Origin of the sequence: Bacillus sp. SD075 (assembly GCF_017355165.1) — a bacterium.
Taxonomy (GTDB): domain Bacteria; phylum Bacillota; class Bacilli; order Bacillales; family DSM-1321; genus Peribacillus.
Genome location: NZ_JADILK010000044.1, coordinates 13,933 through 36,932 on the forward strand (window position 1 = coordinate 13,933; position 23,000 = coordinate 36,932).

Annotated in this window: 22 protein-coding genes, 1 pseudogene and 3 riboswitches; of the genes and pseudogenes, 13 read left to right on the plus strand and 10 right to left on the minus strand. The window is 41.0% G+C overall.

The window, feature by feature from the left end; all coding sequences use genetic code 11:
- Nucleotides 1-6: 6 nt before the first annotated feature.
- The 4 genes and pseudogenes from pgsB to IOC57_RS26625 all read right to left on the minus strand — a co-directional run.
- The gene (pgsB, locus tag IOC57_RS20870; protein WP_207440500.1) at nucleotides 7-1,188 is read right to left on the minus strand and encodes a poly-gamma-glutamate synthase PgsB; all 1,182 of its coding nucleotides are present in this window, start codon (nucleotides 1,186-1,188) and stop codon (nucleotides 7-9) included.
- A 1,137-nt stretch (nucleotides 1,189-2,325) separates the two neighbouring features.
- Nucleotides 2,326-2,541, minus strand: a complete 216-nt coding sequence (locus IOC57_RS20875; RefSeq protein ID WP_207440501.1) for a hypothetical protein — start codon at nucleotides 2,539-2,541, stop codon at nucleotides 2,326-2,328.
- 457 nt (nucleotides 2,542-2,998) lie between these two features.
- Entirely contained in the window at nucleotides 2,999-3,946 is a 948-nt protein-coding gene (locus tag IOC57_RS26620) for a methyl-accepting chemotaxis protein (protein ID WP_396020872.1), read from the minus strand.
- A pseudogene (locus IOC57_RS26625) lies at nucleotides 3,938-4,654 on the minus strand (HAMP domain-containing protein); the annotation flags it as partial. The gene IOC57_RS26620 and the pseudogene IOC57_RS26625, both read right to left, overlap by 9 nt.
- Before the next feature lie 209 nt (nucleotides 4,655-4,863).
- A riboswitch (PreQ1 riboswitch) is annotated at nucleotides 4,864-4,906 on the plus strand.
- 55 nt (nucleotides 4,907-4,961) lie between these two features.
- Between IOC57_RS26625 and queC the strand changes: the two are divergent.
- Genes queC through queE form a run of 3 tightly spaced genes read left to right on the plus strand, consistent with a single transcriptional unit; the run spans nucleotide 4,962 to nucleotide 6,821 of the window.
- Nucleotides 4,962-5,627 (plus strand): 7-cyano-7-deazaguanine synthase QueC, encoded by a 666-nt coding sequence (queC, locus tag IOC57_RS20885; protein ID WP_207440503.1) that lies wholly within the window; start codon nucleotides 4,962-4,964, stop codon nucleotides 5,625-5,627.
- Nucleotides 5,627-6,097, plus strand: coding sequence for a 6-carboxytetrahydropterin synthase QueD (gene queD / locus IOC57_RS20890; RefSeq protein WP_207440504.1), 471 nt, complete (start codon nucleotides 5,627-5,629; stop codon nucleotides 6,095-6,097). The genes queC and queD overlap by 1 nt, the downstream gene beginning before the upstream one ends.
- Nucleotides 6,090-6,821, plus strand: coding sequence for a 7-carboxy-7-deazaguanine synthase QueE (gene queE, locus IOC57_RS20895; protein ID WP_207440505.1), 732 nt, complete (start codon nucleotides 6,090-6,092; stop codon nucleotides 6,819-6,821). Before queD ends, queE begins: the two co-directional genes overlap by 8 nt.
- A gap of 54 nt (nucleotides 6,822-6,875) precedes the next feature.
- Here queE and IOC57_RS20900 read toward each other — a convergent pair whose 3' ends face one another.
- Nucleotides 6,876-7,223 carry a DUF4260 domain-containing protein gene (locus IOC57_RS20900; RefSeq protein WP_207440506.1) on the minus strand — a complete coding sequence of 116 codons (348 nt, stop codon included), beginning with the start codon at nucleotides 7,221-7,223 and terminating at the stop codon, nucleotides 6,876-6,878.
- A 52-nt stretch (nucleotides 7,224-7,275) separates the two neighbouring features.
- Nucleotides 7,276-7,845 (minus strand): TetR/AcrR family transcriptional regulator, encoded by a 570-nt coding sequence (locus IOC57_RS20905; RefSeq protein WP_207440507.1) that lies wholly within the window; start codon nucleotides 7,843-7,845, stop codon nucleotides 7,276-7,278.
- A 192-nt stretch (nucleotides 7,846-8,037) separates the two neighbouring features.
- A riboswitch (PreQ1 riboswitch) is annotated at nucleotides 8,038-8,080 on the plus strand.
- A gap of 50 nt (nucleotides 8,081-8,130) precedes the next feature.
- Between IOC57_RS20905 and IOC57_RS20910 the strand changes: the two genes are divergently transcribed.
- Together IOC57_RS20910 and IOC57_RS20915 are read left to right on the plus strand one after the other, a co-directional pair.
- Nucleotides 8,131-8,673, plus strand: coding sequence for a VUT family protein (locus tag IOC57_RS20910; protein WP_207440508.1), 543 nt, complete (start codon nucleotides 8,131-8,133; stop codon nucleotides 8,671-8,673).
- A gap of 21 nt (nucleotides 8,674-8,694) precedes the next feature.
- Nucleotides 8,695-8,844 (plus strand): hypothetical protein, encoded by a 150-nt coding sequence (locus tag IOC57_RS20915; protein WP_207440509.1) that lies wholly within the window; start codon nucleotides 8,695-8,697, stop codon nucleotides 8,842-8,844.
- Between the two features lie 157 nt (nucleotides 8,845-9,001).
- Here the strand turns inward: IOC57_RS20915 and IOC57_RS20920 are convergent, their stop codons facing one another.
- The gene (locus tag IOC57_RS20920; protein ID WP_207440510.1) at nucleotides 9,002-9,322 is read right to left on the minus strand and encodes a PadR family transcriptional regulator; all 321 of its coding nucleotides are present in this window, start codon (nucleotides 9,320-9,322) and stop codon (nucleotides 9,002-9,004) included.
- Between the two features lie 310 nt (nucleotides 9,323-9,632).
- On the opposite strand from IOC57_RS20920, the gene IOC57_RS20925 reads away from it, so the two are divergent.
- Together IOC57_RS20925 and IOC57_RS20930 are read left to right on the plus strand one after the other, a co-directional pair.
- The gene (locus IOC57_RS20925; protein ID WP_063232595.1) at nucleotides 9,633-10,379 is read left to right on the plus strand and encodes an alpha/beta hydrolase; all 747 of its coding nucleotides are present in this window, start codon (nucleotides 9,633-9,635) and stop codon (nucleotides 10,377-10,379) included.
- 512 nt (nucleotides 10,380-10,891) lie between these two features.
- Nucleotides 10,892-10,992: riboswitch (purine riboswitch) on the plus strand.
- Between the two features lie 175 nt (nucleotides 10,993-11,167).
- Nucleotides 11,168-12,361: a NupC/NupG family nucleoside CNT transporter gene (locus IOC57_RS20930; protein ID WP_207440511.1), complete on the plus strand. Its 1,194-nt coding sequence runs from the start codon at nucleotides 11,168-11,170 to the stop codon at nucleotides 12,359-12,361.
- Between the two features lie 89 nt (nucleotides 12,362-12,450).
- Here the strand turns inward: IOC57_RS20930 and IOC57_RS20935 are convergent, their stop codons facing one another.
- From IOC57_RS20935 to IOC57_RS20945, 3 genes are all read right to left on the minus strand, one after another.
- The gene (locus IOC57_RS20935; protein WP_207440512.1) at nucleotides 12,451-13,596 is read right to left on the minus strand and encodes a CAP domain-containing protein; all 1,146 of its coding nucleotides are present in this window, start codon (nucleotides 13,594-13,596) and stop codon (nucleotides 12,451-12,453) included.
- A gap of 39 nt (nucleotides 13,597-13,635) precedes the next feature.
- On the minus strand, nucleotides 13,636-13,947 hold the full coding sequence (locus IOC57_RS20940) for a hypothetical protein (RefSeq protein WP_207440513.1): 312 nt from the start codon (nucleotides 13,945-13,947) through the stop codon (nucleotides 13,636-13,638).
- A 205-nt stretch (nucleotides 13,948-14,152) separates the two neighbouring features.
- Nucleotides 14,153-14,524, minus strand: a complete 372-nt coding sequence (locus IOC57_RS20945) for a winged helix-turn-helix transcriptional regulator (protein ID WP_063232600.1) — start codon at nucleotides 14,522-14,524, stop codon at nucleotides 14,153-14,155.
- Nucleotides 14,525-14,713: 189 nt separating this feature from the next.
- Here IOC57_RS20945 and IOC57_RS20950 point away from each other — a divergent pair, with 189 nt between their 5' ends.
- From IOC57_RS20950 to IOC57_RS20975, 6 genes are all read left to right on the plus strand, one after another.
- Entirely contained in the window at nucleotides 14,714-15,919 is a 1,206-nt protein-coding gene (locus IOC57_RS20950; protein ID WP_207440514.1) for an MFS transporter, read from the plus strand.
- Between the two features lie 182 nt (nucleotides 15,920-16,101).
- On the plus strand, nucleotides 16,102-16,944 hold the full coding sequence (locus IOC57_RS20955) for an aldo/keto reductase (RefSeq protein ID WP_207440515.1): 843 nt from the start codon (nucleotides 16,102-16,104) through the stop codon (nucleotides 16,942-16,944).
- A gap of 197 nt (nucleotides 16,945-17,141) precedes the next feature.
- The gene (locus IOC57_RS20960) at nucleotides 17,142-18,170 is read left to right on the plus strand and encodes an NADH:flavin oxidoreductase/NADH oxidase (RefSeq protein ID WP_207440516.1); all 1,029 of its coding nucleotides are present in this window, start codon (nucleotides 17,142-17,144) and stop codon (nucleotides 18,168-18,170) included.
- Between the two features lie 353 nt (nucleotides 18,171-18,523).
- Nucleotides 18,524-21,037: a PEP/pyruvate-binding domain-containing protein gene (locus IOC57_RS20965; RefSeq protein WP_207440517.1), complete on the plus strand. Its 2,514-nt coding sequence runs from the start codon at nucleotides 18,524-18,526 to the stop codon at nucleotides 21,035-21,037.
- Between the two features lie 69 nt (nucleotides 21,038-21,106).
- Entirely contained in the window at nucleotides 21,107-22,435 is a 1,329-nt protein-coding gene (locus tag IOC57_RS20970; RefSeq protein ID WP_207440518.1) for an MFS transporter, read from the plus strand.
- Between the two features lie 94 nt (nucleotides 22,436-22,529).
- A complete protein-coding gene (locus IOC57_RS20975; protein WP_148357489.1) occupies nucleotides 22,530-22,841 on the plus strand; it encodes a rhodanese-like domain-containing protein in 312 nt (103 codons plus the stop codon).
- Nucleotides 22,842-23,000 lie beyond the last annotated feature (159 nt).

Sequence of the window (23,000 nt, forward strand, 5' to 3'; positions counted from 1 at the left end):
TCCTACTTAACTCGCTTTTTGCTTCGTTTTAGATTTCATGAATGCTTCAATTAATGGTTCCGCTGCACCATGAATATTCCCGACACCGTAGACGATGCGATTTTTCATCAATGGGCGGAGGCGGGCCACGATTTCTTCAGTTGACCAATTTTCTAAATCCCAATATTCTTTTGTATCCAATTGACCTTGCTCGAATGCCCGAGTGATCGGTGATGTGGTTTCACCTATGGAAATGACGATTTCAGATTTTATGTAAGGCAATACATCTCTAGCAAACTGCTCGGTACGGTCCACACGGTCGGGACGGCAGTTCATGATGACGATTGGAGGTTCTGTGCTGTATCCGAACGTATTGACACGTTCCCAGATGTTCAGTGTCGATGACGCGTCATTTGCAGCGAAGCCATTGACAAAGAAAGTTGGCTGGATAGGATCTCCGAATTTGGTTATCCGCATGGCACCTGGATCGGGATGTGCATTCAACATGCCGCGAAAAGCAGTTTTTTCATCAATGCCTAAAGCTTCCGCAACGGCCAAGGCCAGTGATGCATTATCTGGAAATACCATATAGTCGAATTCGCGTAGGAATTCTTCTGAAATTCTGGAATTGTCAGCAACAATCACTTTTGTGTTACGTTCTTTGGCAATTTGTTTGAAAAAGTCCAAATATTCACTTTCGATGGTTATTAAATGACCATTATAGGGAATGGTAGCAGTGAAAGCTTCAGCAACTTCATCCAAAGTCGGTCCCATGACATCCATATGGTCTTCTAATACATTCACGATGACCCCAATGTTTGCTTGGATCATTTTGTTTTGGAAGATTAGTTGATAGTCAGGCTGTACGGCCATGCACTCACAAACCAGTGCTTCTGTGCCTAAATCGGCAACTTCTTTAACTACACGCCGTTGTTCTCCTATGTTGGGTCCTTCCGGGCGGCGTACAATCGGTTTTTCATTGTCGGTAAACCAATAGATCATTCTTGCCGATGTTCCGGTTGTTTTACCTACTGTTTTGTACTTAGCTTCCTGGATCACACCTGTAATCAGTCGCGTTACAGTCGATTTCCCTCGAATCCCATTCACATTCACACGTACCGGGATGGAGTCGAGACGCTTCTGATGGCGTTTTTGTTCAAAAATGCCATAGCCAAGTAAAAAGATCGCACAAATAAATATTGGTGCCATTTTTTAACCTCTCTTTTTTTTAATTATTTGATTTACTGAATACACACTACATGATTTTAAACTTAATAGGCAAGAGCCAATTATTCTATCTCAATATAGTTATTATCAGCTTTTTCAAATAAATGTATATAGGAGTGTAATAGTATCTAATGGGATAAATTGTTTTATGAGTACAAAGGTACGGCTGAAAACCGAGGGAATGCTCGGTTTATTTACACTAAATTATGGAAAGTTTAATAAAGTCCCATTTTGGTCAGTATAAAAGTAGTTTTATGAGTATTTGAACCTGATTCATTATGGCTATATTTGAATAATAATTATTTTTTAAAAGTGGGTTTTATTACAATTTATTAATCGTTTATACCCATTGTTTGACATAAACGTAACAATTTTTATGCATTTGTCATTCAATGTTAGATAGTGGAACTATCGACTCAATTAGTTAGACTCTTTTGAATATGGATAAAGATGAGTAAAAGAACACATCTCTTTTTTTGGATATTTTCCGGTTTTTCCCTTAGGGAATACCCATAGGCCTATAATTGATCTTTTACCTGAAACATGAAATAAACTAAAGTTAATCCATTTTTTTAAAAAAATACCTAGTTTCTTCTATAAATATAGTGTTTATAAAAGAATGAAAAATAAAAAAAGCTCAGAAGCTTATCTGAGCTTTCGGACTGTAGATAAATTCGAAGAAAGCGAGTTTTCTACAGTGTTTCTCTTTAAAAAACATTTCAGTTGATTTCAGTAATCCGCTCCCTTTCCTCCGACTGTCTGCCAAGCCGCATCAAAGCAAGCGTCTGTGGTTCTCGGCTAGCCAGTTATTCGGCAGGAGTGTCGCAAATTTCTTCACTCCAGAGAGGGTTCCATAAAACAAAAAAACCATGAAGTATAATCTAGTCTTGTTTTAAAATCATGGTTCGGGGTGAGCCGTCTCTAACACCCTAGTCCCAATCAACGTTCCAGTTGTTTTATGTCCACATTACGACCGCTCTCTTGTCGACAAACGGAAAGCTCAGATGCATATCTGAGCTTTCCGTTTATATATTGTAATGAATGGAATGGTCATGAACCTCCGTTTATCATGGAGATTTAACGTTTGTCGATCTTGCATTCAGAGCCTAAGAATTCAAGTTAACTGGATTTCTTTCTGTCAGAAATCTCAATGTTGGAGCCCTTTTTACCGCCATCAATCACATAAAGTCTAGGAGATGATTTCCTTCTTGTTCCTTGATTGTGAGGATTCATCTTCATATAATTCTCGTATTCTTCGCGAAAGAATTCTTCGGTTTCCCGTTCCATTGTCTTTCTTTCGTTAAAATCTTTTATGAATTTGAAAAAACGTTTCATATGAATTCCTCCTTATGGGGTTAAAAGGTCTTAGTTTAATAGTAACATATCATAAGTGAAATCTAACCTTTTTTACAGATTTGGAAAGGAAATCGTGTTTTTGTGAGAGTAAAGTTGTGAACGGATTGATTCGAGAGAAAGCATGCAATGGATCCTTACTGAGTATAAGTGCCCGTGCATGGTGTTGAAAGGAAATGTCGGGATTTGCAGCAGTAGCAGGTGTTGGAAGTAATGGTTATTTAAGTTAAAATATTCCTTTAATTATTATATATTATACACTAAATATTCTGAAAATAAAGGAAAATATTCACTTCCAGCCACTTTTGATAGATTTGCTTTTTTAATGGATTATTATTGTGTATAGATACTTATTCCCCAGATATACGAAAATGAAACAACCCTCATAATGGGAGAAAAAAGCAATTTCCCGCATTCATGTGACGGGAAATTGCTAGTGTCATAATTGGAACTTCTTAACCTGTTCAGTCAGCAGTTCTGCCGAAGATGCAAGTTCACTGGCATGATTCGTGATTTCATCCATTGAAGAGCTGGATTGCTGAGCGGAGGCGGAGACTTGTTCGATTCCTGCCGCGGACTCTTCAGAAAAGGCTGAGATATCTTCGATGGCCTGATTGATTTTCTTGCTATTTGTAGAAATATAGGTTAATTCTTCTGTAATATGCTGTATTTTCATTTCCATATTCCCGACAGAGTGATTGATTGTTTCAAAGGTCCGGCCTGTGAGCATGATCTGTTTTGTGCCTTCATCCACTTGTGAATAACCATCTTCCAGGGAATGGGCGACTGTTTTTGAACCTGTTTGAATGGCGGAGACAATATGGGTGATATCCCCAACGGAGTGTGTAACCTCTTCAGCGAGTTTCCGCACTTCATCGGCGACGACGGCAAAGCCCTTGCCATGTTCACCAGCACGGGCAGCTTCTATGGCTGCATTCAGCGCCAATAGATTGGTTTGATTGGATATATCCTTGATGACCTGCACAAGCTGCGAAATTTGCTGTGATTGAGAATCGAGCCCTTTCACTTGCTCTACGGCATTTTTGACAATCCCATCAATACGTTGCATCTGTTGGACCGAATTACGCATTAAAGTGTTGCCCTCCTTGGTCAAGGAAAGGATTTCGGTTGAACTTTTAGCTGCATCCACTCCTTCTATGTGGGCCAGCTCGATCCTGCCGGTGAAATCATCCATTATGCGAACCATATCAGCTGCCCGGTTGGCTTGTGATTCCGAACCTTCCGAAAGTTCATTCATCGTAGTCGCTATTTGTTTGCTGCCCTGCTGCAATTCGTTTGCTGATTGGGTAAGATCCTCGCTTTGATTGAAAACGGATTGCGATACAACGAGCATTTTTTCGATCGTATCACGAAGGTTTTTCTGCATTTGGTTGGCGGATACCGTTAATTCGCCCAGTTCATCATATGACTTTTGCTCCAGGGGCTCATGATTCAGCTCTCCGTCAGCCACCATTTTCATCCTGTCCCTAATTTTAATGAGGGGAGTGGTAATGAGGTTGGCGGTAACAAGCGCCAGCAGAAGGCCGATTAGGACTGCCGCAATGGATATGATGATACTTGTCGTCCTAACCGATTTCCCGCTTGCGATGACGGTTTCACCTGAAGCGACAATTAATTCCTCGCGTTCCGAAGCAAGCTCCTTGAAACCCTCCATCACTTCATTGCTGATTGGCGCCACTTCATTTTTGAGTATCTCTTTAGCGCGTTCTTCATTTCCATTTTCATATTGTGTAAATACCCGGTCTACAATCATCGTTCTCCAATCCACGCTTTTCTCGATCAATTCCTTTGCTTTATCAGAATCGCTTAGGGCTAGGAGCTCCTCCTGGATGACCTGGCTTTCTTCGGAATATTGTAAGAACCTTTCTTTATAACTCTCGTCACCATATAGTATATAGGCTCGGGTGAATGCGGTTCTTTTTGCTAGGTTATATAGCAGCTTTTCGTCTTGGATAAGAAGCGGAAGTTCCTTTTCGATGATATCCTGGGAATATACCAGTGACTTGTTGCTGCTATAAATGTTGAATGCTCCTAAGATGATGCATAAAGATATGATGAGTGAAAATGCCACCATAACCTTTGCTTTAATGCTCTTCAAATTAATGGACCCCTTTATCGATATTTTATTCACTCTTTTTTATCGGTTAAAAAATGGGATGTTTGAGCACTGAAAAGATAACTGGATTTTCCAACAGGTCTACTATTCACCAAATATAAACATCTTGATTTCTTATCGTTTTCAAGTTACTATTGACTTGGAAAAATATAATATTCCGCATTAAGGCGGAAGAGGTTCTAGCTACCCTCTCAAAAAAACTAAGGAGAAACAGTGCTCTATTCTTAGGGTGCTGTTTTTTTCCGTAAAAAGGAGTTTTATAGAAATGAAGAAGAAAGAAAAGGCAGTGGTTGTGTTTAGCGGAGGTCAGGACAGTACGACGTGCCTGTTCTGGGCATTGGAGAGATTTGAGGAAGTGGAAGCGGTGACGTTCGATTATAATCAGAGGCATAGCTTGGAAATCGAATGCGCTCAAAACATTGCCAAGGAATTGGGCGTGAACCATCATATCCTTGACATGTCGCTGCTGAACCAACTGGCGCCGAATGCATTGACGAGAAGTGATATTGCAGTGACGGACGGAGAAGAAGGGGAATTGCCGTCGACGTTCGTACCAGGAAGGAATTTGCTGTTCCTTTCGTTTGCCGGAGTGCTGGCAAGTCAGATTGGCGCTAAACATATTGTCACCGGTGTCTGTGAAACGGATTTCAGCGGATATCCTGACTGCCGCGATGTATTCATTAAATCGTTGAATGTGACACTGAACTTGTCTATGGACCAATCATTCGTGATTGATACGCCGCTAATGTGGCTTAATAAAGAGGAAACATGGGAGCTTGCCGATCAGCTTGGCGCATTCGACTTTGTCCGCGAAAAGACCCTGACTTGCTATAACGGAATCATCTCAGACGGCTGTGGAGGTTGTCCGGCATGTAATCTGCGGAAAAAAGGACTGGATGACTATGTAAGCAGACGGAAGGTGCTTTCATGATGTACGGTTTTACTATAGTGGATAAACTCCAAAAAATAGATGAAGATATTCAGCGCAGCGAATTGAAGTATACAAACAAGAGGGTTCTCGTGAGTAAGGAATTCACCTTTGATGCGGCGCACCATCTTCATGACTATGAAGGAAAATGCAAGAACCTGCATGGTCACACGTATAAGGTTATTTTCGGATTGAGCGGGTATACAGATTCACGGGGATTGATGATAGATTTTGGGGACATCAAGAATATATGGAAAAATGAAATTGAAATCCACCTGGATCATCGTTATTTGAATGAAACCCTGCCGCTCATGAATACAACGGCAGAAAATATGGTTGTCTGGATCTATGAAAAAATGGCCGAAGCCCTTTCATTAAAAGAATATGAGGGTGCTAGAGTCGAATTTGTTCGACTATACGAAACGCCGACAAGTTATGCCGAAGCCAGACGGGAGTGGATGGAAAGTGAGTAAACTACTCCCAGTAATGGAAATCTTCGGTCCGACCATCCAAGGAGAGGGAATGGTCATTGGTCAAAAAACCATGTTCGTTCGGACGGCCGGCTGCGATTATTCCTGTGCCTGGTGTGATTCCGCATTTACTTGGGATGGCACCGGTAAGGAAGATACCGTCCAGATGACTGCCGAAGAAATATGGGCTGAGCTGAAGCGAATTGGGGGTTCCGGGTTTTCTTTCGTGACGATATCAGGCGGAAACCCGGCACTGCTGAGAAACCTAAACGGCTTGATAGCGATCTTACATGAGAATAAAATGAAAATAGGTGTCGAAACACAAGGGAGCCGATGGCAGGATTGGTTTCCCGATATTGATGAACTGACTATTTCACCTAAGCCGCCGAGCTCTGGAATGAACACGGACTTTACGGTGCTCGACGACATCATCTCGAACCTTGCCGATCGAAATCCTGAAAACCATGTCTCATTGAAGATCGTCGTCTTTAACGAGGAAGACTATCAATATGCCAAACATGTACATGGGCGTTACCCGGATATTCCTTTTTACCTGCAGGTGGGGAATGACGACAGCAGGACGGCGGATGATCGCCAATTGATCAGCGGTCTTTTGAAGAAGTACGAAGAGTTAATTGATAAAGTGATAGCAGATGATGAATTGAATGATGTGAAAGTGCTGCCTCAGCTGCATACCTATATATGGGGTAACAAGCGGGGCGTGTAAAGAAAAGGGAGAAGGAGGCAGTGTGATGTTTAATCACGCTGCCTTTTAAGCTTATTACAACTTTTGAATGTGTGTAGCTTTAAAGGATGATGTGTATTTAAGGCCGTACCCGAATAAGCGATCCATTCCAATATGCGCGGACCAAATTAAACCGATCATCATCAATGCATCCGACTTTAGAAGGATTGCAAGCGAAATCATGAAGATGGTCAGGATATAAGTATGAAATAAGTTATAAACCATTGATCCAATCCGATCATTGATCAAATAGGCCAGCATGGAAACATCAGGGGATAAAATCAATAAAAGGAAAATCAACCAGCTGAATTCATACAACGAATAGATGTAAATCATCGCAAAAAGAACCATGAGTCCTTCAATATGAAGGATTTTCTTTACCATTTTAAAACCTCCCAAAATTTAATTGACCACTGGTCAATGACGTTGAAAAAAATTATATGATGTTTCTGATGATATTTTTAACATGAAAATAAGCTAAACCTTTTACATCTTGATAAGATAGTTCAGAATTAATATAAAAAGTTATGAATCCATGAAGAGAAAGAAAAATCGACCAAATGGATGCAGGATTCAGTTTGTTGTCCGTTAGGTCCGTCAGGGACTGGATCAGCTTTTCATATGTTTTATTAGAATCAAATTGAAGTAACTGCTGAATTTCTTTTTCCTTCGATAAAAACATGATGGAATAATGATTCTGTTGGGTTAAACCGAACTCTAAGAAACACAATAAAATCTTTTCCATTTTTATAGAAGAGTCATTTTCAGACATGATGATATCATCGATGAAAGCATTTAAAACGGAAAAATCCGTTTTCACCAAACTATAGAAGATTTCTGCCTTATTTTTAAAATGATAATAAAGGGCTCCATGGCTGCAATCCAATGATTTAGCCAATTGCCTCATTGAGACATTCGAATACCCTAACGTTGCAAAAAGGTTTCTAGCTTCATTCAAAACCATGTCCCGGGACAATTCTTTACCTGCCGATTTCCTTGGCGACATCTTGACACCCCCTTATTTATTGACCACTGGTTAATTAGGATGTTAACTTACTGATTTTCATTTGTCAATTATTAAATCATATCATTAAGTACTGTTTTTATAGAGGAACTTTACCATTTGGCCGTATTGAAACTTCTTGATTTCCAATCGCTTTCAAGATACGATAAATAAGGAAAATGATAATCCGCTCGGGCGGAAGAGGTTCTAGCTACCCTCTCAAAAAAACTAAGGAGAACAGTGCTCTTTCTTAGGGTACTGTTTTTTCTGTATAAGGAGAATTAAGAAATGTTAAGAATTATATTGTATTTAGTATCCATCATTACGGCGAATGTGGTTACAGCAGCTTTTGAGCCATTACACTTTGGCATGTTCATCATTCCGATGGGTACGTTGCTCATAGGGGGAACCTTCATCTTTCGAGACCTGGTCCAGAATAAATTTGGCCGCGTCAATACCTATATATGTATCGTCACTGCACTTATTTTATCTGCGTGTGTATCATTCTTATTAGGGGATACGTTACTGATCGTATTTGCTTCCGCATTATCGTTCGTGGTCGCAGAAACAGCGGATACGGAAATATATACCCGTTTAAAGCTCCCGATGAGTTGGAGGGTGTTTTACAGCGGGATCGTTGGAGGATTTTTCGATTCGGTGATATTTGTCGTGATTGGCCTAAGTCCACTGGGTGCCAATATATTGCCATGGGAAGCAGTGCCCGCTGCGGTTATCGGCCAAATCATCGTTAAAACCATCATTCAGTCAATCGGTGCCGTACTATTGGGTCGAATCAACGTAGAATTGGAGAAACGTGTAGTCTCCAGTTAAATGCTAGGAGGGATGCACTCGATGGATGGAACTTCAAAAAAGAAAGATAAATGCTATTGCCTCGAAGCCTTTCGTGAAAAATATGGCCCGCATGTTCAAGGGGAATGTATGAAGCTCTCCTGTGCCAATTATCGCAAGCATAATGGAATAGACAAAAAAGGACCTAATTAGGTCCTTTTTTGCGTGATTGAAGTAAGGCGCGAGTAAACGTGCTGAATCATGGTCCCAGTATGATATCACGAATAAACAGTTCGAATTCATGGGTAAATAGCAAAAAAAGCTACCTGCGCCGTTCCATTAAGGGGGGGCAGGTAGCTTTTTATTTTGTTTAGAATTGCTCTGCGCTTTTTCGAACTAATTTTTCCAGGAAGAAAAAGCATTCTCTTTTCCGGTCAAGTTCGATTTGTCCATTTTTGGTGACATGATAATATTTTCTGCTGCCTGACTCTGACTCTTTCCAATGGCCTTTTATGAATTCTTTTTTTTCTAACCGTTTAAGGGCGGAGTAGAGGGTGCCTTCGCTTATTTGATATTTGCCCATGCTCATTTCCTTCAAGATCTTCGTGATTTCATAGCCGTATAGCTTTTTTTGTGAAAGGAGTGAAAGCAAAAGGAGGTCAATGCTTCCCTTCATTAGTTCTTTATCCAAATAAATTCTCCTCCTTTTCATTTTTAAAGTGTAATACGTTGTACATCGTATCACAAGGTGCATTTTACTTTTCTTAAAAAAAATGGTTAAATGACGATTGCTAAATAAATTTAATCATAGTAAAATGTGCTTCGGAACGGATGAGTTGTGAAGAGTGTGTTAAGGATACTATATACACGATTTAATTGTTTTAATGAAAATACGGAATAGGATAGAAGAATCCCTACTCAAGGGGTATTAATTGATTTTTTTTCAAAAATCATATAGATTCTATTTATCAACAAGAGCAGAGAAAGAAGGTCCTAGATAGATGAAAGTGAAAGCACCTGAGTCATTCACATACAGAGGTGGAAAAAGAGCTGTCCTTTTACTTCACGGGTTTACCGGAAGTACAGGAGATATGAAGAAATTGGGGAAATACTTGAATGATCTCGACTATACTTGCCACGGACCTCTTTATAGAGGGCATGGATTGTCTGGTGAGGAACTCGTTAAGACTGGTCCAAAGGAATGGTGGGAAGATGTAGTTAATGGCTATAAATTCCTTAAAGAAGAAGGCTATGAGGAAATTGCAGTTGTAGGAATTTCTTTAGGAGGAGTATTCTCATTAAAAGTGGGAATTGAATTGCCAGTAACAGGGGTAGTTTCAATGTGCGCTCCGACACAAGGGAAAAGTATCGATCGACAAAAGAACCGCTTGCTCAATTATGCACAGGCTTATAAGAAGTTTGAGGGCAAAGATGCAGACCAAATTGCTGCAGAAGTGAAGCTCCTGGAAGAAGAGCCTATGCCTCAACTAAAAGATGTGTTGAATATTATAAATGAGACAGGTGAAAATTTAGATTTAATCACATCACCAACTCTTGTTTTACAAGGGCGCTTGGATGATCCAGACTATACGGAGAGTGCTTCAGCGATTTACAATGAAGTTGATACGCAGCATAAACACTTGATCTGGTATGAAAAGTCCGGTCATATTATCACATTGGGTAAGGAACGTGAACAGGTGTATGAGGATGTGTATAAGTTCTTAAATACACTGAATTGGTCGGAGTAATAAGCGAGTTTTCTTGAAAAAGACCACCGGTTATCATATTATCCCCTTAAAGTTAAATGTGTAAAATGTCCACATTCATATGCGGGTTCAGACTGTAGACAAACTCGATGAAAATCGAGTTTGTCTATTTTTATGAGTTGTACAATTTGGCCGTTGATTGGAACGGAAGGCACTCGCTTTCCGCGGGCGGTAGGGCAGCCTCCTCGCTTTCGCCTGCGTGTCTCCCCTAGACAAAAAAATCCATAGAAAATTCGCGTCCTTATTTCCTATAAAAGAGATGTAATAGTTAGTATGATGAATTGAAACAAGGATTATCACGACTGGGAAGTCCTAATTTAAAGACCTCTATAGATGGGACGGCTATATTCAAGCCACCTCCTTCATACGTATTATCCAACGATGGACCCTTGAAAACTTTCTTAACCGTTTTCTAAAAATTTATATTAATATAACAACTTTGAAACGTATTGTAATTAAAAATAAACTGATTTAAAATGATATCTTTCCTGAGAAATTTATTTATAAAATATCCTTGTATAATATCAGTAATGATGGTCTGATAGTTTCTACCTGGCAGCCGTAATGCCGGACTACAAGGAAGTATGAAAATAGAAGAGAGGAACAGGTTCATGTTGGTTCGCTTGAAAAAAGCTTGATCTCCATAACATGTTTCAATGAAGGCTCTTACTTTTTCACACTTTCTTCCTGCGGCTGAAAGTGTAAAAAGGTAAGGGCTTTTTATATAAAAAAAACGAATGGGAAATAATATACCCAAAGGGGATGAAAGCATGTATTTCTTATTGAATATACTAGGTGTTTTAGTTGTAATGGGCATCGTTTACCTATGTTCACCTAATAAAAGGAACGTTAAATGGAAAGCCATTCTTACCTTGCTTGTTCTAGAATTTCTTATCACATGGTTCATGTTATCCACTAAAATTGGTGCATGGGTTATCAATCTGATCGCTTCATTCTTCACCTGGTTGATTGAATGTGCTAATGAAGGGATTTCTTTTGTCTTTCCTTCACTTATGGCAAATGAACAAGTGGATTTCTTTTTCAGCGCATTGATGCCAATTATCTTCATTATCACGTTTTTTGATGTCTTATCTTATTTCGGTATACTTACCTGGATCATCGATAAAGTGGGGTGGCTCATCTCAAAAGTATCCGGTTTGCCAAAACTTGAGAGTTTCTTTTCGATTCAGATGATGTTCCTAGGAAATACCGAGGCACTTGCTGTTCTCCGCCTTCAACTGAGTGCGATTAAGGATCAGCGCCTTTTGACATTTGGAATCATGAGCATGAGCAGCATCAGTGGTTCAATCATTGGAGCCTACCTGTCCATGGTACCGGCAACCTATGTTTTTGTAGCGATACCTTTGAACTGCTTAAATGCCTTGCTGATAGCCAACATGCTGAATCCCGTCGATGTCAGTAAAGCAGAAGACGTCGTTTATGTACCTTCTAAAGAGGAACGTAAAGATTTCTTTTCCACCATTTCCAACAGTATGTTGGTTGGGGCCAAAATGGTCTTCGTCATCATGGCAATGGTTATCGGCTATGTGGCGTTAACGGCGAGCGTAAACGGCATTTTCGGTTTCTTTGTGGATGGTTTGACGATTCAAAAGATTTTCTCTGTCATTTTTAGTCCATTTGCATTCCTGCTTGGACTATCTGGACATGATGCCATGTACGTCGCTCAATTGATGGGAATCAAGCTTGCCACAAATGAGTTCGTCGCCTTGCTCGATTTAAAAGATAAAGTCAGTACACTGTCTCCGCATACAGTTGCTGTGGCCGTCACTTATCTGACGTCATTTGCCAACTTCAGTACAGTGGGGATGATTTATGGAACATTCAATTCCATCCTCAATGATGAGAAGTCGAACATTATCGGAAGGAATGTTTGGAAGCTGCTGCTTAGCGGGATGGCTGTTTCCTTACTAAGTGCCATGGTCGTTGGATTATTCGTTTGGTGATTTAAAACAGGGGCATCCATTTTTATAAATGGATGCCCTCTTTTGTATGAAAAAGCTGTGCTGGGTTTTCCCATGCACAGCTTTTTGCTTTATTTCGTCAAATAGTTCTCCGTATAAAATGGTTTATTTTCCTCATCGAAGGCAACTCCGACACCGAGCGATTCATAATCCTTCTGTAATTTGTTTTCCCTGTGTCCAATGGAATTCATTAGGCCTTCATGGGCAAAGATACTGCTATTCTGACCGGCAGCCAGATTTTCCCCCGCCATTCGAAAATTGATTTTGTCATCTTCCATCCGGTCGAAGGGGGATTCTCCTTCAAGATTTGTATGGTTGAAGTACTGATTCACGGCCATATCTGCACTATGATCCTGTGCAGTGACCTTCACTTGTTTATCCCATGTAAGCACGGAGAGATCATGATTGATCCGTGATGCATTGGTCAAATCGAATAATTGATATTCAAAGCCCTTCTTTAATCCGGGGCCGGCTTCTGCAAAATAGGAGCTTTTTTGCTTTTCAAGTTTTTCGTCGATGATTTGGATGGCTGTGACTGTATTTTTCTCATGTTTGTCATAAAAAATGGTCACATAGCTATTATCCAGTTCAAACATATCGTATTCTCCGCTATCACTTCGAATCTGGTAATAGACGTTACCTTTAAGCAGTTTGGTTACAGGATCCCCCAATTTTCCAGTCACAGTTTCTTTGGGAGTGCCGCGTTTTATTCCTTCCTTTGAGGAAATCAAATCTTGGTTCGTATATAAACCAACAACTTTATTATTTTTATCGTAGGCAACCATGAAGAAGTTTTGGTAATTTTCGTGATAGGCAAACCAGTCTACACCATATTCATTCCGCGTATTCCGCTTAGCTTCATCAGCCATTTTTTCTACATCATCTTTCGTATCGCCCATTTCGATATTACGGACTGAGAATGATGCTTCAGCAGGTGTTTCCAGTGCTGGTGTTTCCACTTTTTCCGTTTCCTGCGATTCTTTTTCAGAAGCGGTATCCAATGTTTCCGTCAGCGATCCAATCAGGCTGCTTACTCCAGTACTCAGTTTTTCCAAGGCAGTCGAAATCTCAGGCCCGTTTATAAAGGAGCGAACATCGGATGCAAAGGCACCAATCCCCGCTTTGATCCCAGACTCCTGAATATCCTTACCATATCCATACCAAATCCCACTGAGGAGTAGGAGTATGAGGACCACAATATTAAACAATTTCCGCAAATCGTTCACTCCTGCTCTATCTAGGATATAGAATCCCGATTATTGAAAGATCGGCTGTAGCATACTTAAGGCAGGTGGGGCACATAACAAAAACAGTGAACACAGAATGAGTATTCGTGAGACCATTTTTGGAAGCTTTTCCTTCCCTTTTCCCGAATACCAGCCACTGAACTGAAGTTTATTTCTATACCAGACGAATAATAAAATCAGGATCGCAATCGAGCCTAGCCAGCCATACTGATTCATATTAACTCCTAAGTTTATATATATGCCGTTTACAATGGCCGAAATGATTGCTCCGGCTATCCCGACAATGAATATGATGCGTAACAATTCTAATAAGACCCTCATATGTCACTCCTTGGTTTTACCATTATACTTCTTCTTTTACAAAATAAAAATTTTAATGATGTGTTATTACATATTATACCGAAAAGAAGATGCCAAAAAGAAGGAGGGGAATAAAACGGATGGTACGACGGTGAAATTTATTTAGGAGAATTCATTATAAACCAAAAAAGATTAGCCACTTCGAGCTAATCTTTTTTGTTTGGAATTACTTCAATTGATCGTTCAATACACTTTCCTCGAGAACGGAAAACTTATCTCCATACACTCTGGTTATGTGATTTTCCCCCCACGTACACAGTGCGGATAGGATGCTTTCCAGGCTTTGTCCATACTCACTTAGTTCATATTCCACTTTTGGAGGGACTTGGTTGTAAACGATCCGATTGATGACACCGTCCTGTTCCAGCTCCCGCAATTGTTGGGTCAACATTTTTTGGGTAATGTTTGGCATAAGGCGCTTCAATTCACTAGTCCGCTTTTTTCCGTGGGTCAGATGGCAGAGGATTACGCATTTCCACTTCCCGCCCAGCACTTCCAGAGTTGCTTCAACTGATATATTGTACTTCTTTTTTTGCATGGTTTGCATACTCTCCTTATTTTATAGGAACTTTAAGGTGCCTATATTACTTTAAAGTACGTACTGTTTTTTATTTGTATTATATCTCATAATAACATTTGCACACCGAATTCCACTGTACCATTAATTAAAAAAAGTTGCTTAGGCAATTTCAATGATAGTACAAAACGACGAGAAGGAGAAGAGGATATGATTTCAAGTAAAAATAGAAGTACATGGGCATTGCTGGCTTTAGCAATCAGTGCCTTTGCGATTGGAACAACTGAGTTCATCAGCGTGGGATTATTACCACTCATTTCTAAAGATTTACACATTACAGTGACGACGGCGGGATTGACGGTATCCTTATACGCCTTAGGAGTCATGTTCGGGGCACCTATCCTGACATCCCTGACATCGAATATGTCGCGAAAGACTTTATTGCTTTGGATAATGGTCGTGTTCATTGCCGGAAATGCATTAGCGGCATCTGCCACTACGGTCGGTGTATTATTGATCGCACGTGTTATTTCAGCGCTTGCACATGGTATCTTCATGTCAATCGGCGCTACGATAGCGGCAGATTTGGTCCCTGAAAACAGGCGGGCGAGTGCCATCGCCATCATGTTTACAGGCCTGACGGTGGCAACGGTGACCGGAGTTCCTTTTGGAACCTTCATCGGTCAGCAATTCGGCTGGAGATTCGCTTTCATCATCATTGTGGCAATCGGCTTGATTGCTTTTATAGGGAACGGCATCTTAGTTCCATCCGATTTAAGAAAAGCTGCACGGACCACGTTCCGTGACCAAATCAACTTGGTGACGAATGGCAGATTGCTGCTGGTATTCATCATTACAGCGTTAGGGTATGGAGGTACATTCGTTGTCTTCACGTACCTGTCACCATTACTTCAGGAAGTGACAGGGTTTAAAGAAGGAACGGTGGCCTTGATTTTGCTAGTATATGGAGTAGCTATAGCAATAGGAAATACTCTTGGCGGGAAATTAGCCAATCGCAATCCTATTAATGCCCTATTTTATATGTTTCTTATACAGGCCATTGTACTTGTGGTCTTGACTTTCACGGCACCATTCAAGGTAGCTGGTTTAATTACGATCATTTTAATGGGGTTGTTTGCATTCATGAATGTTCCGGGGCTTCAAGTGTATGTCGTCATGTTAGCGGAGCGTTTCGTGCCGAGTGCAGTGGACGTGGCGTCAGCCATCAATATTGCAGCCTTCAATGCAGGAATCGCCATTGGCGCCTACTTAGGAGGGATGATTACGGATTCGATCGGACTGATCCATACGGCGTGGATAGGTGGAGTCATGGTGTTTGCAGCAGTGATTTTAACAGGCTGGAGCCGGGCCTTGGAAAGTAAAGACCGAAACAAGGGAATGGACAAACCAGTATAGGATTAAAATAGTGATGCATGTTAGAAAAAGAATGCGATGCGTTTAGAGTATCAAAAACCAAGTATCATTGCATCCCTTCAGCGAATGGGGAAGGTTCCTTGAAGGGATGTAATGATACCGATACTTTAGTGCATTACAATCTATGAGAACAAATTAAGGGAAAATTTGGAGGTAAAGTGATAATGGTGGGAAATTTACAAGATACAACAACATTGCATAACGGCATTAAAATGCCTTGGTTCGGATTGGGCGTATTTAAGGTGGAAGAAGGACCGGAGTTGGTAAATGCAGTTAAAGTGGCCATTAAACATGGGTATCGCAGTATCGATACGGCTGCCATTTATGAAAATGAAGAAGGGGTTGGACAAGGGATCCGTGAGGGCTTAAAAGAAGCAGGAATCTCAAGGGAAGACTTATTCGTTACATCAAAAGTCTGGAATGCAGATTTGGGATATGAATCGACAATTGCCGCTTACGAAAAAAGCTTAAAGAAACTTGGCTTGGAGTACTTGGATTTATACCTTATCCATTGGCCAGTGGAAGGAAAATATAAAGAAGCTTGGAGAGCATTGGAAACTCTTTATAAAGAAGGAAAAGTGAAAGCGATCGGTGTGAGCAATTTCCAGATTCACCATCTTAAAGATTTAATGGAAGATGCAGAGGTTAAGCCGATGGTCAATCAAGTAGAATGCCATCCGCGGTTAACTCAAAAAGAAGTTCTGGCCTTTTGTAAGGAACAAGGAATACAACTTGAAGCATGGTCTCCTTTGATGCAAGGTGAACTTCTGGATAATGACGTATTACAAGCAATTGCAACCAAGCACGGGAAATCTGTTGCACAAGTCATATTACGCTGGGATTTACAAAATGGGATTGTAACGATTCCGAAATCCACTAAAGAACATCGTATTGTAGAAAACTCATCTGTATTCGATTTCGAACTGAAGGAAGAAGAAATGAACCGGATTGATGGATTGAATCAGAATCACCGTGTTGGTCCAGATCCTGATAATTTCGACTTTTAATCACGTATGAAGGAGAGGGACGGGATATCCGTCTTTCTCTTTTTTTATTGGATCTCTACATTGCTGGGATGGAAATGCTGGACCAATATTCGCTGGCGTTTACAATGAAAGCTTCGGAAATCTGATTAGTTGACACGGCATTACTGAGATGATATAAATGCATGTGCATGCATTATATAAAAAAGGAGATAAAAATTATGAATGATTTATTTTCACCTTATCGCATAAAAGGACTTGAACTTAAAAATAGGATCGTCATGCCTCCGATGTGCCAATACTCCGTCGAAGCGGAAGATGGTATACCAACAAACTGGCATCAACAGCATTATGTAAGCAGGGCAGTGGGCGGCACGGGGCTAATTATAGTTGAAATGACCGATGTGGAGCCTGATGGGCGCATTTCGAATCGCGACCTTGGATTATGGTCCGATGATCAAATTGAAGCTTTCTCCAACATCGTTAAGGAAGTTCATCAATACGGTGCAAAAATCGGGATACAAATTGCCCATGCAGGCCGTAAAGCGGAGGATGCCGAAACTCCGGTGGCACCATCAGCCATCGCCTTTGATGACACGTTTAAAACACCAAGAGCTTTAGGAACCGAAGAAGTGAAGGAAATGGTCGATAAATTCCGGGCATCGGCCAGAAGGGCTGTTCAAGCGGGATTTGACGTAATTGAATTACATGGTGCACACGGGTATTTAATCCACCAATTCACATCACCGCTTACGAATAAACGGGATGACGAATATGGAAGGGATCTGACCAAATTCGGCGTGGAAGTCATTAAAGCCGTGAAAAGCGAGATGCCTGCCGATATGCCTTTAATCATGCGCATTTCTGCAAGGGAATACGTAGAAGGCGGTTATGGTATTGAAGAAAGCATTGCATTTTCACAAGTCTTTAAAGAGGCAGGCGTCGATATGTTCCATGTAAGCTCTGGGGGAGAAGGCCCGATTGGAGCGGACGGAAGACCGGGTACGCATGCTAGCTATCAGACGCCGTTAGCCAGGGAAATCAAAAAAGCTTTGGATATTCCGGTGATTGCTGTAGGTCGACTAGATGATCCGATTCTTGCAAATTCGATCATTGGTAATGAAGAAGCGGATTTGGTTGCTGTCGGCAGAGGAATGCTTCGAAACCCTTATTGGGCACTGGAGGCATCTAAAGCTTTAAATAAAAAAACGGAGATCCCTAAACAATATCAACTCGGATTTAAGCATTGATAATGATCCATTCCTTAAAATGCCAGCGAATTTTAGATTCGCTGGCATTTTTACATTCAGGCCAAGTCGTGAATCGTGACTATAGTAGGGATTATTCGTTGTGACTGAATTTGTATTTATTTAATTAACGTAACTAAATATTAAAATTGAATAGTATGTTGCATTTTTACCGATCGATCAACCGAGAAATTGGCAATAAAGCCCTAAGAACCATTGCGTGGGCGGTGTTCGTCAAAAAAAAGGTGTAAGCCTTTTCATATGAAATGGAGCGGGATTTCCGTTATGGTTAATGGTGGGAAATATACACATAAATGGTGTGTTTTAGTCTTCTGAATGAAAGGGGATCGAATAATATGTATACAGAGCGATTTGAAAATGCTGCTGAGTCCAAGGATATCGTAGGCGGAAAAGCTTTAAATTTAATTAAAATGACGAAGTTGGGCATGCCCGTGCCAAATGGGTTTGTCATTAGCACTGATTCATTTTTGCACTTCATGGAAAGAAATCAACTGAATTTACAAAGTGAAACCATCCAGGCAGAGATTATGGAAGCGAGCATCCCGGATGATTTATCAACCATCCTGTTGAGCTCTTTTCATGAGCTGCGAGAACAGTATACATCCGTGGCCGTCCGTTCTTCTTCGGGTGCAGAAGATCTGGAAGGGGCATCCTTTGCCGGTCAGTATGATACATACCTGAATGTTAAAACGGATGAAGAATTCCTATCAAGGGTAAAAGGCTGCTGGGCTTCCTGCTTCGTGAACCGAGTTCAGCAATATACCGAAACCATTCATGGAAATGTTGAAAAAATTTCAATGGGCGTCGTGGTACAAGGTCTGATACATGCAGATGTTTCAGGAGTGATTTTCAGCCAGGACCCCGTTACATACAATCCAGACCGTATCGTGATCAATGCCAGTTATGGGCTCGGGGAGTCGGTGGTATCTGGGGTTGTGACACCCGATACTTATTTGGTTAAACGTGATGGTACAACGATTGAGAAAATCAAGGGCAGCAAAGAACTGAAAATCGTTTCCGACTCCATAGGCACGTTAGGAGTGGAAACCACTAAAGAGGAACAGGATGCATATTGCCTAAATGATGAGATGATTTCACAATTGATTGAATGGACATTGGAGGTGGAGAAGCATTATGGGCATCCTGTCGATTTGGAATTCGCAATTCAAGATCAAAAGGTATATCTCTTGCAAGCTCGCCCGATTACAACAATGATCGAAGACGCGGAAGACATTCCGGAAGCGAGGAAAGAGTTTATATTGGAACGAAAAGATAAGGAAGAATTTTGGTTTTTGATCGATTCACGATTTCCTGATCAAATTTCACCATTATTCGCTTCCATAGTCACCAAACCATTTTATCAAGGGATGGCTAAAGCGACAGAGGAACTAAGGGAACCATCGGGGTATATCCAAATGAAAGTCCATAACGGGTATTATTACGGCAAGCAAATCCGCCTTAAAACGGACCCAAAACAATTATTCATGGAAAATGAAAGCCTTATGGAGAACTTGTACCCAGAGATGACAAACAGGATGCATGATATTATCCATGATCATTTATTGCCGATTTATCGATATTTGGATGAGGAATCTTCAAAGGAATTCACGGCAGCTAAAGCCACAAAAGGATTGGAAGAGTTAGAAGGGTTTTTCAAAGAGGTCTATTATTGGCATTTCATGATTGTCCTTCCGCATGCGAGTCTTACTATTAAACTTGAACAGCTATTTACTAGTTTGCTGGGGACCGAACCGTCCCATGAACTTTACCAATCCATGGCGGGAGTCATGAATAGGTCACTGGAGTCTGATCGAATACTATGGCAATTATCCTTGAAAGCGAAGAATGAATCCCAGTTGCTGAAGGTCATCATGGATGCGGATGAAGGAAACGTAGCACAGGATCTGAGGGCATTTGGGAAAGGGAGGGATTTTCTGGAACGTGTCGATAATTTCGCCGATGTTTACGGATACAGATGCCTTAAGGCACATGATTTCATTGGGGAAACCTGGATTGAAAATCCCGAGCATGTACTGCAAATCATTAAGAATTTCATCATCAATGGGTATGATTTCGATAAAGAATTCGAAGCGGCAGTGGCGGCAGGACAACGGATATATCAAAGATTTTTAAATGGAATTGAAGATTCCGCAGAGAAGGCAGCATTTAAGAAATATTACCAGATGGCCTTAGACGCAGCTGTAATCACGGATGATCATCATTTTTATATTGATGCCATGTTCGATGCAAAGGCACGTTTATACTTATTGAAAGTAAGTGAGCTTCTAGTTCAGCAGAACGTTTTGGATGATGTAGAAGATATTTGGTTTGTATATAAAGATGAAATCATATCGGCTTTGGATGCCCCCTACTCTTTAATGGAAACGGTATTGGAACGTAAAAGGCAATATGATCTGCAGGGGAAAAAGAAAACCCCATCATTTTTTGGCAAACCTACGGATGAAGATCGTGCTTTCGTGGAAATGGTGTTTGGCTCATTGGAAGAAAACAAGGAGAATACGGCGAGTATGATAAAAGGCATTTCCGCATCCGGAGGAGTATGCGAAGGAAAGGTCAAAGTGATATCCGGCATGCATGAAGCTGCTAATTTTAATAAAGGGGATATTCTGGTCTGCAGGAACACGACACCGGTCTGGACGTCCTTTTTCCAGGATGCAAAGGCGATCATTACCGATACAGGCGGGATGCTGTCACATTCTGCGATCATTGCCAGGGAATATCGGATCCCGGCTGTGTTAGGGACAAAAATTGGAACGGATCGATTAAAAGATGGAGATCATGTCATTGTCGATGGGAATACAGGAACTGTTACGATTATCGATGCATGAGCAAAACAGAACACAGTGTCATCCGTTCAAGATATTGATTTTTATCGTTTTAGGGATTGAGGTGGAGAAATGAGTAGACAGAAAGAATTCCTGATGATTGTTTTTACTTTAATGGCGGCGTTTCTAGTACCGATCAATTCAACGATGATTTCGATAGCACTGGGATCGATTTCTGACTTTTACGGTTTGGATATACACCGTGTCACTTTGGTTGTCACCATCTATCTCATAGTAATGGCCGTTACCCAGCCGATTGCGGGTAAACTTGGGGATTTATATGGCAATCGGAAAATCTATATAATTGGCATATTGCTATTCCTTGCTGCATCAATAGGATGCGGGCTTGCGCCAAATATCGGTATGCTTGTCGCATTTCGGTCACTTCAGGCCATTGGGGGCGGGTTGCTGATCCCGAACGTCGTTGCCCTTATCCGTCAGACCGTTTCACGTGAGCGGCTGCCGGGGGTATTGGGCTTTTTCGGGTTGGGAATGGGTCTGGGAGCGGCGGTAGGACCATTAATAGGCTCGTTATTGATTGCTGTATCTAGTTGGCAAGCGATATTCTGGGTTAATATCCCTTTTTTATTGGGTGCACTTGCTGGAGGAATTTTTCTTTTACCTCAACTGCAGAAAAAGCATTCCCGACAGCCATTGGACGTTATCGGTTCCATTTATTTAGCCGTTACGATCACTTTATTGATTACTTTGACTCATGCAGAATCAACGGCGATGTACATCGTAATCGGCATGGGTAGCCTTCTATTCATGGGATTATTCATCGGGAAAGAACGTTCCGTTCCATCCCCGATTATAGATTTTAGCTTATTTAAGAGTCCTATATTCGTGAATGCCAATATATCTGTATTGATCAATAATTTCACGATGTATGCGATTTTGCTAGTCATGCCGCTGATCATGACCACAAAAATGGATATATCGACTTCCATGAGCGGTGTCATGTTATCACTGTTTTCCATTTCCATGGCTTTCAGCAATATGATAGGCGGACAGTTTAATCGGAAATACCCATCAGAAAAGGTCATATTCCTTTCATTCGCCATCACGGCGCTAACGAATCTATTATTCTTATTCGTCATCCAGATCCAATCGCTTCTGTATTTAGCCGTCACACTTATCGTGAATGGGCTGGCTATCGGTTTAGGACTTACAAGCATGCAGGTCGCTTCCCTGGAAGCGGTGGAGGAATCTGCATCGGGCTCTGCATCGGGAATCTTTTCAACCTTTCGATATTTTGGGAGTATCATCTCATCTACATTGATAGGGATCATCGGAAATTATTCGATCCTTTTCGGTATTCTGATAGTAGCTGCCTTGTTAGGAGCCGTTTTAACCAGGACCGTCTTTAGAAGCAATAAAAATTTGAGTGTTGGCGGATAGTTAAATTTCATCAGCGGAACCATTACGTGATGTTTAACTGGAAATTTTGTTATAATGAAAAAGATAAATCAAACGATAATTCGAGGTGCTAATTATGGAAGAAATCAAAATCATTACAACTGAAGAAGTGGAAGCGAAGCTTGAGGCAGGCGAAGCGATGGAGCTTGTCGATGTTCGTGAAGACGAAGAAGTGCAAGAGGGAATGATCGAAGGCGCGAAACATATTCGCATGAACGATATCCCGGAGAACCTTGACTATTTTGATAAAGAAAAAGAATATATTTTTATCTGCCGTTCAGGACGCCGCAGTGAAAATGTATGCCATTATCTTCAGGAACAAGGATATAAAGTGGCAAACATGGTTGGCGGAATGCTTGAATGGGACGGCGAAGTCATCGTTAAGTGAAGTTCTTCAAAAAAACCTGTTACTTTTGTAAGCGTAAATCCAAGAATGTGACGGCTTATTTGAATGAAGATAGGAAAAAGATCATGGTTTGTACACAATGCCGTGAATATGCGGAAAGACGCGCATATTTGAAGGCGTAAAAAAAGGGTCCTTTCATCA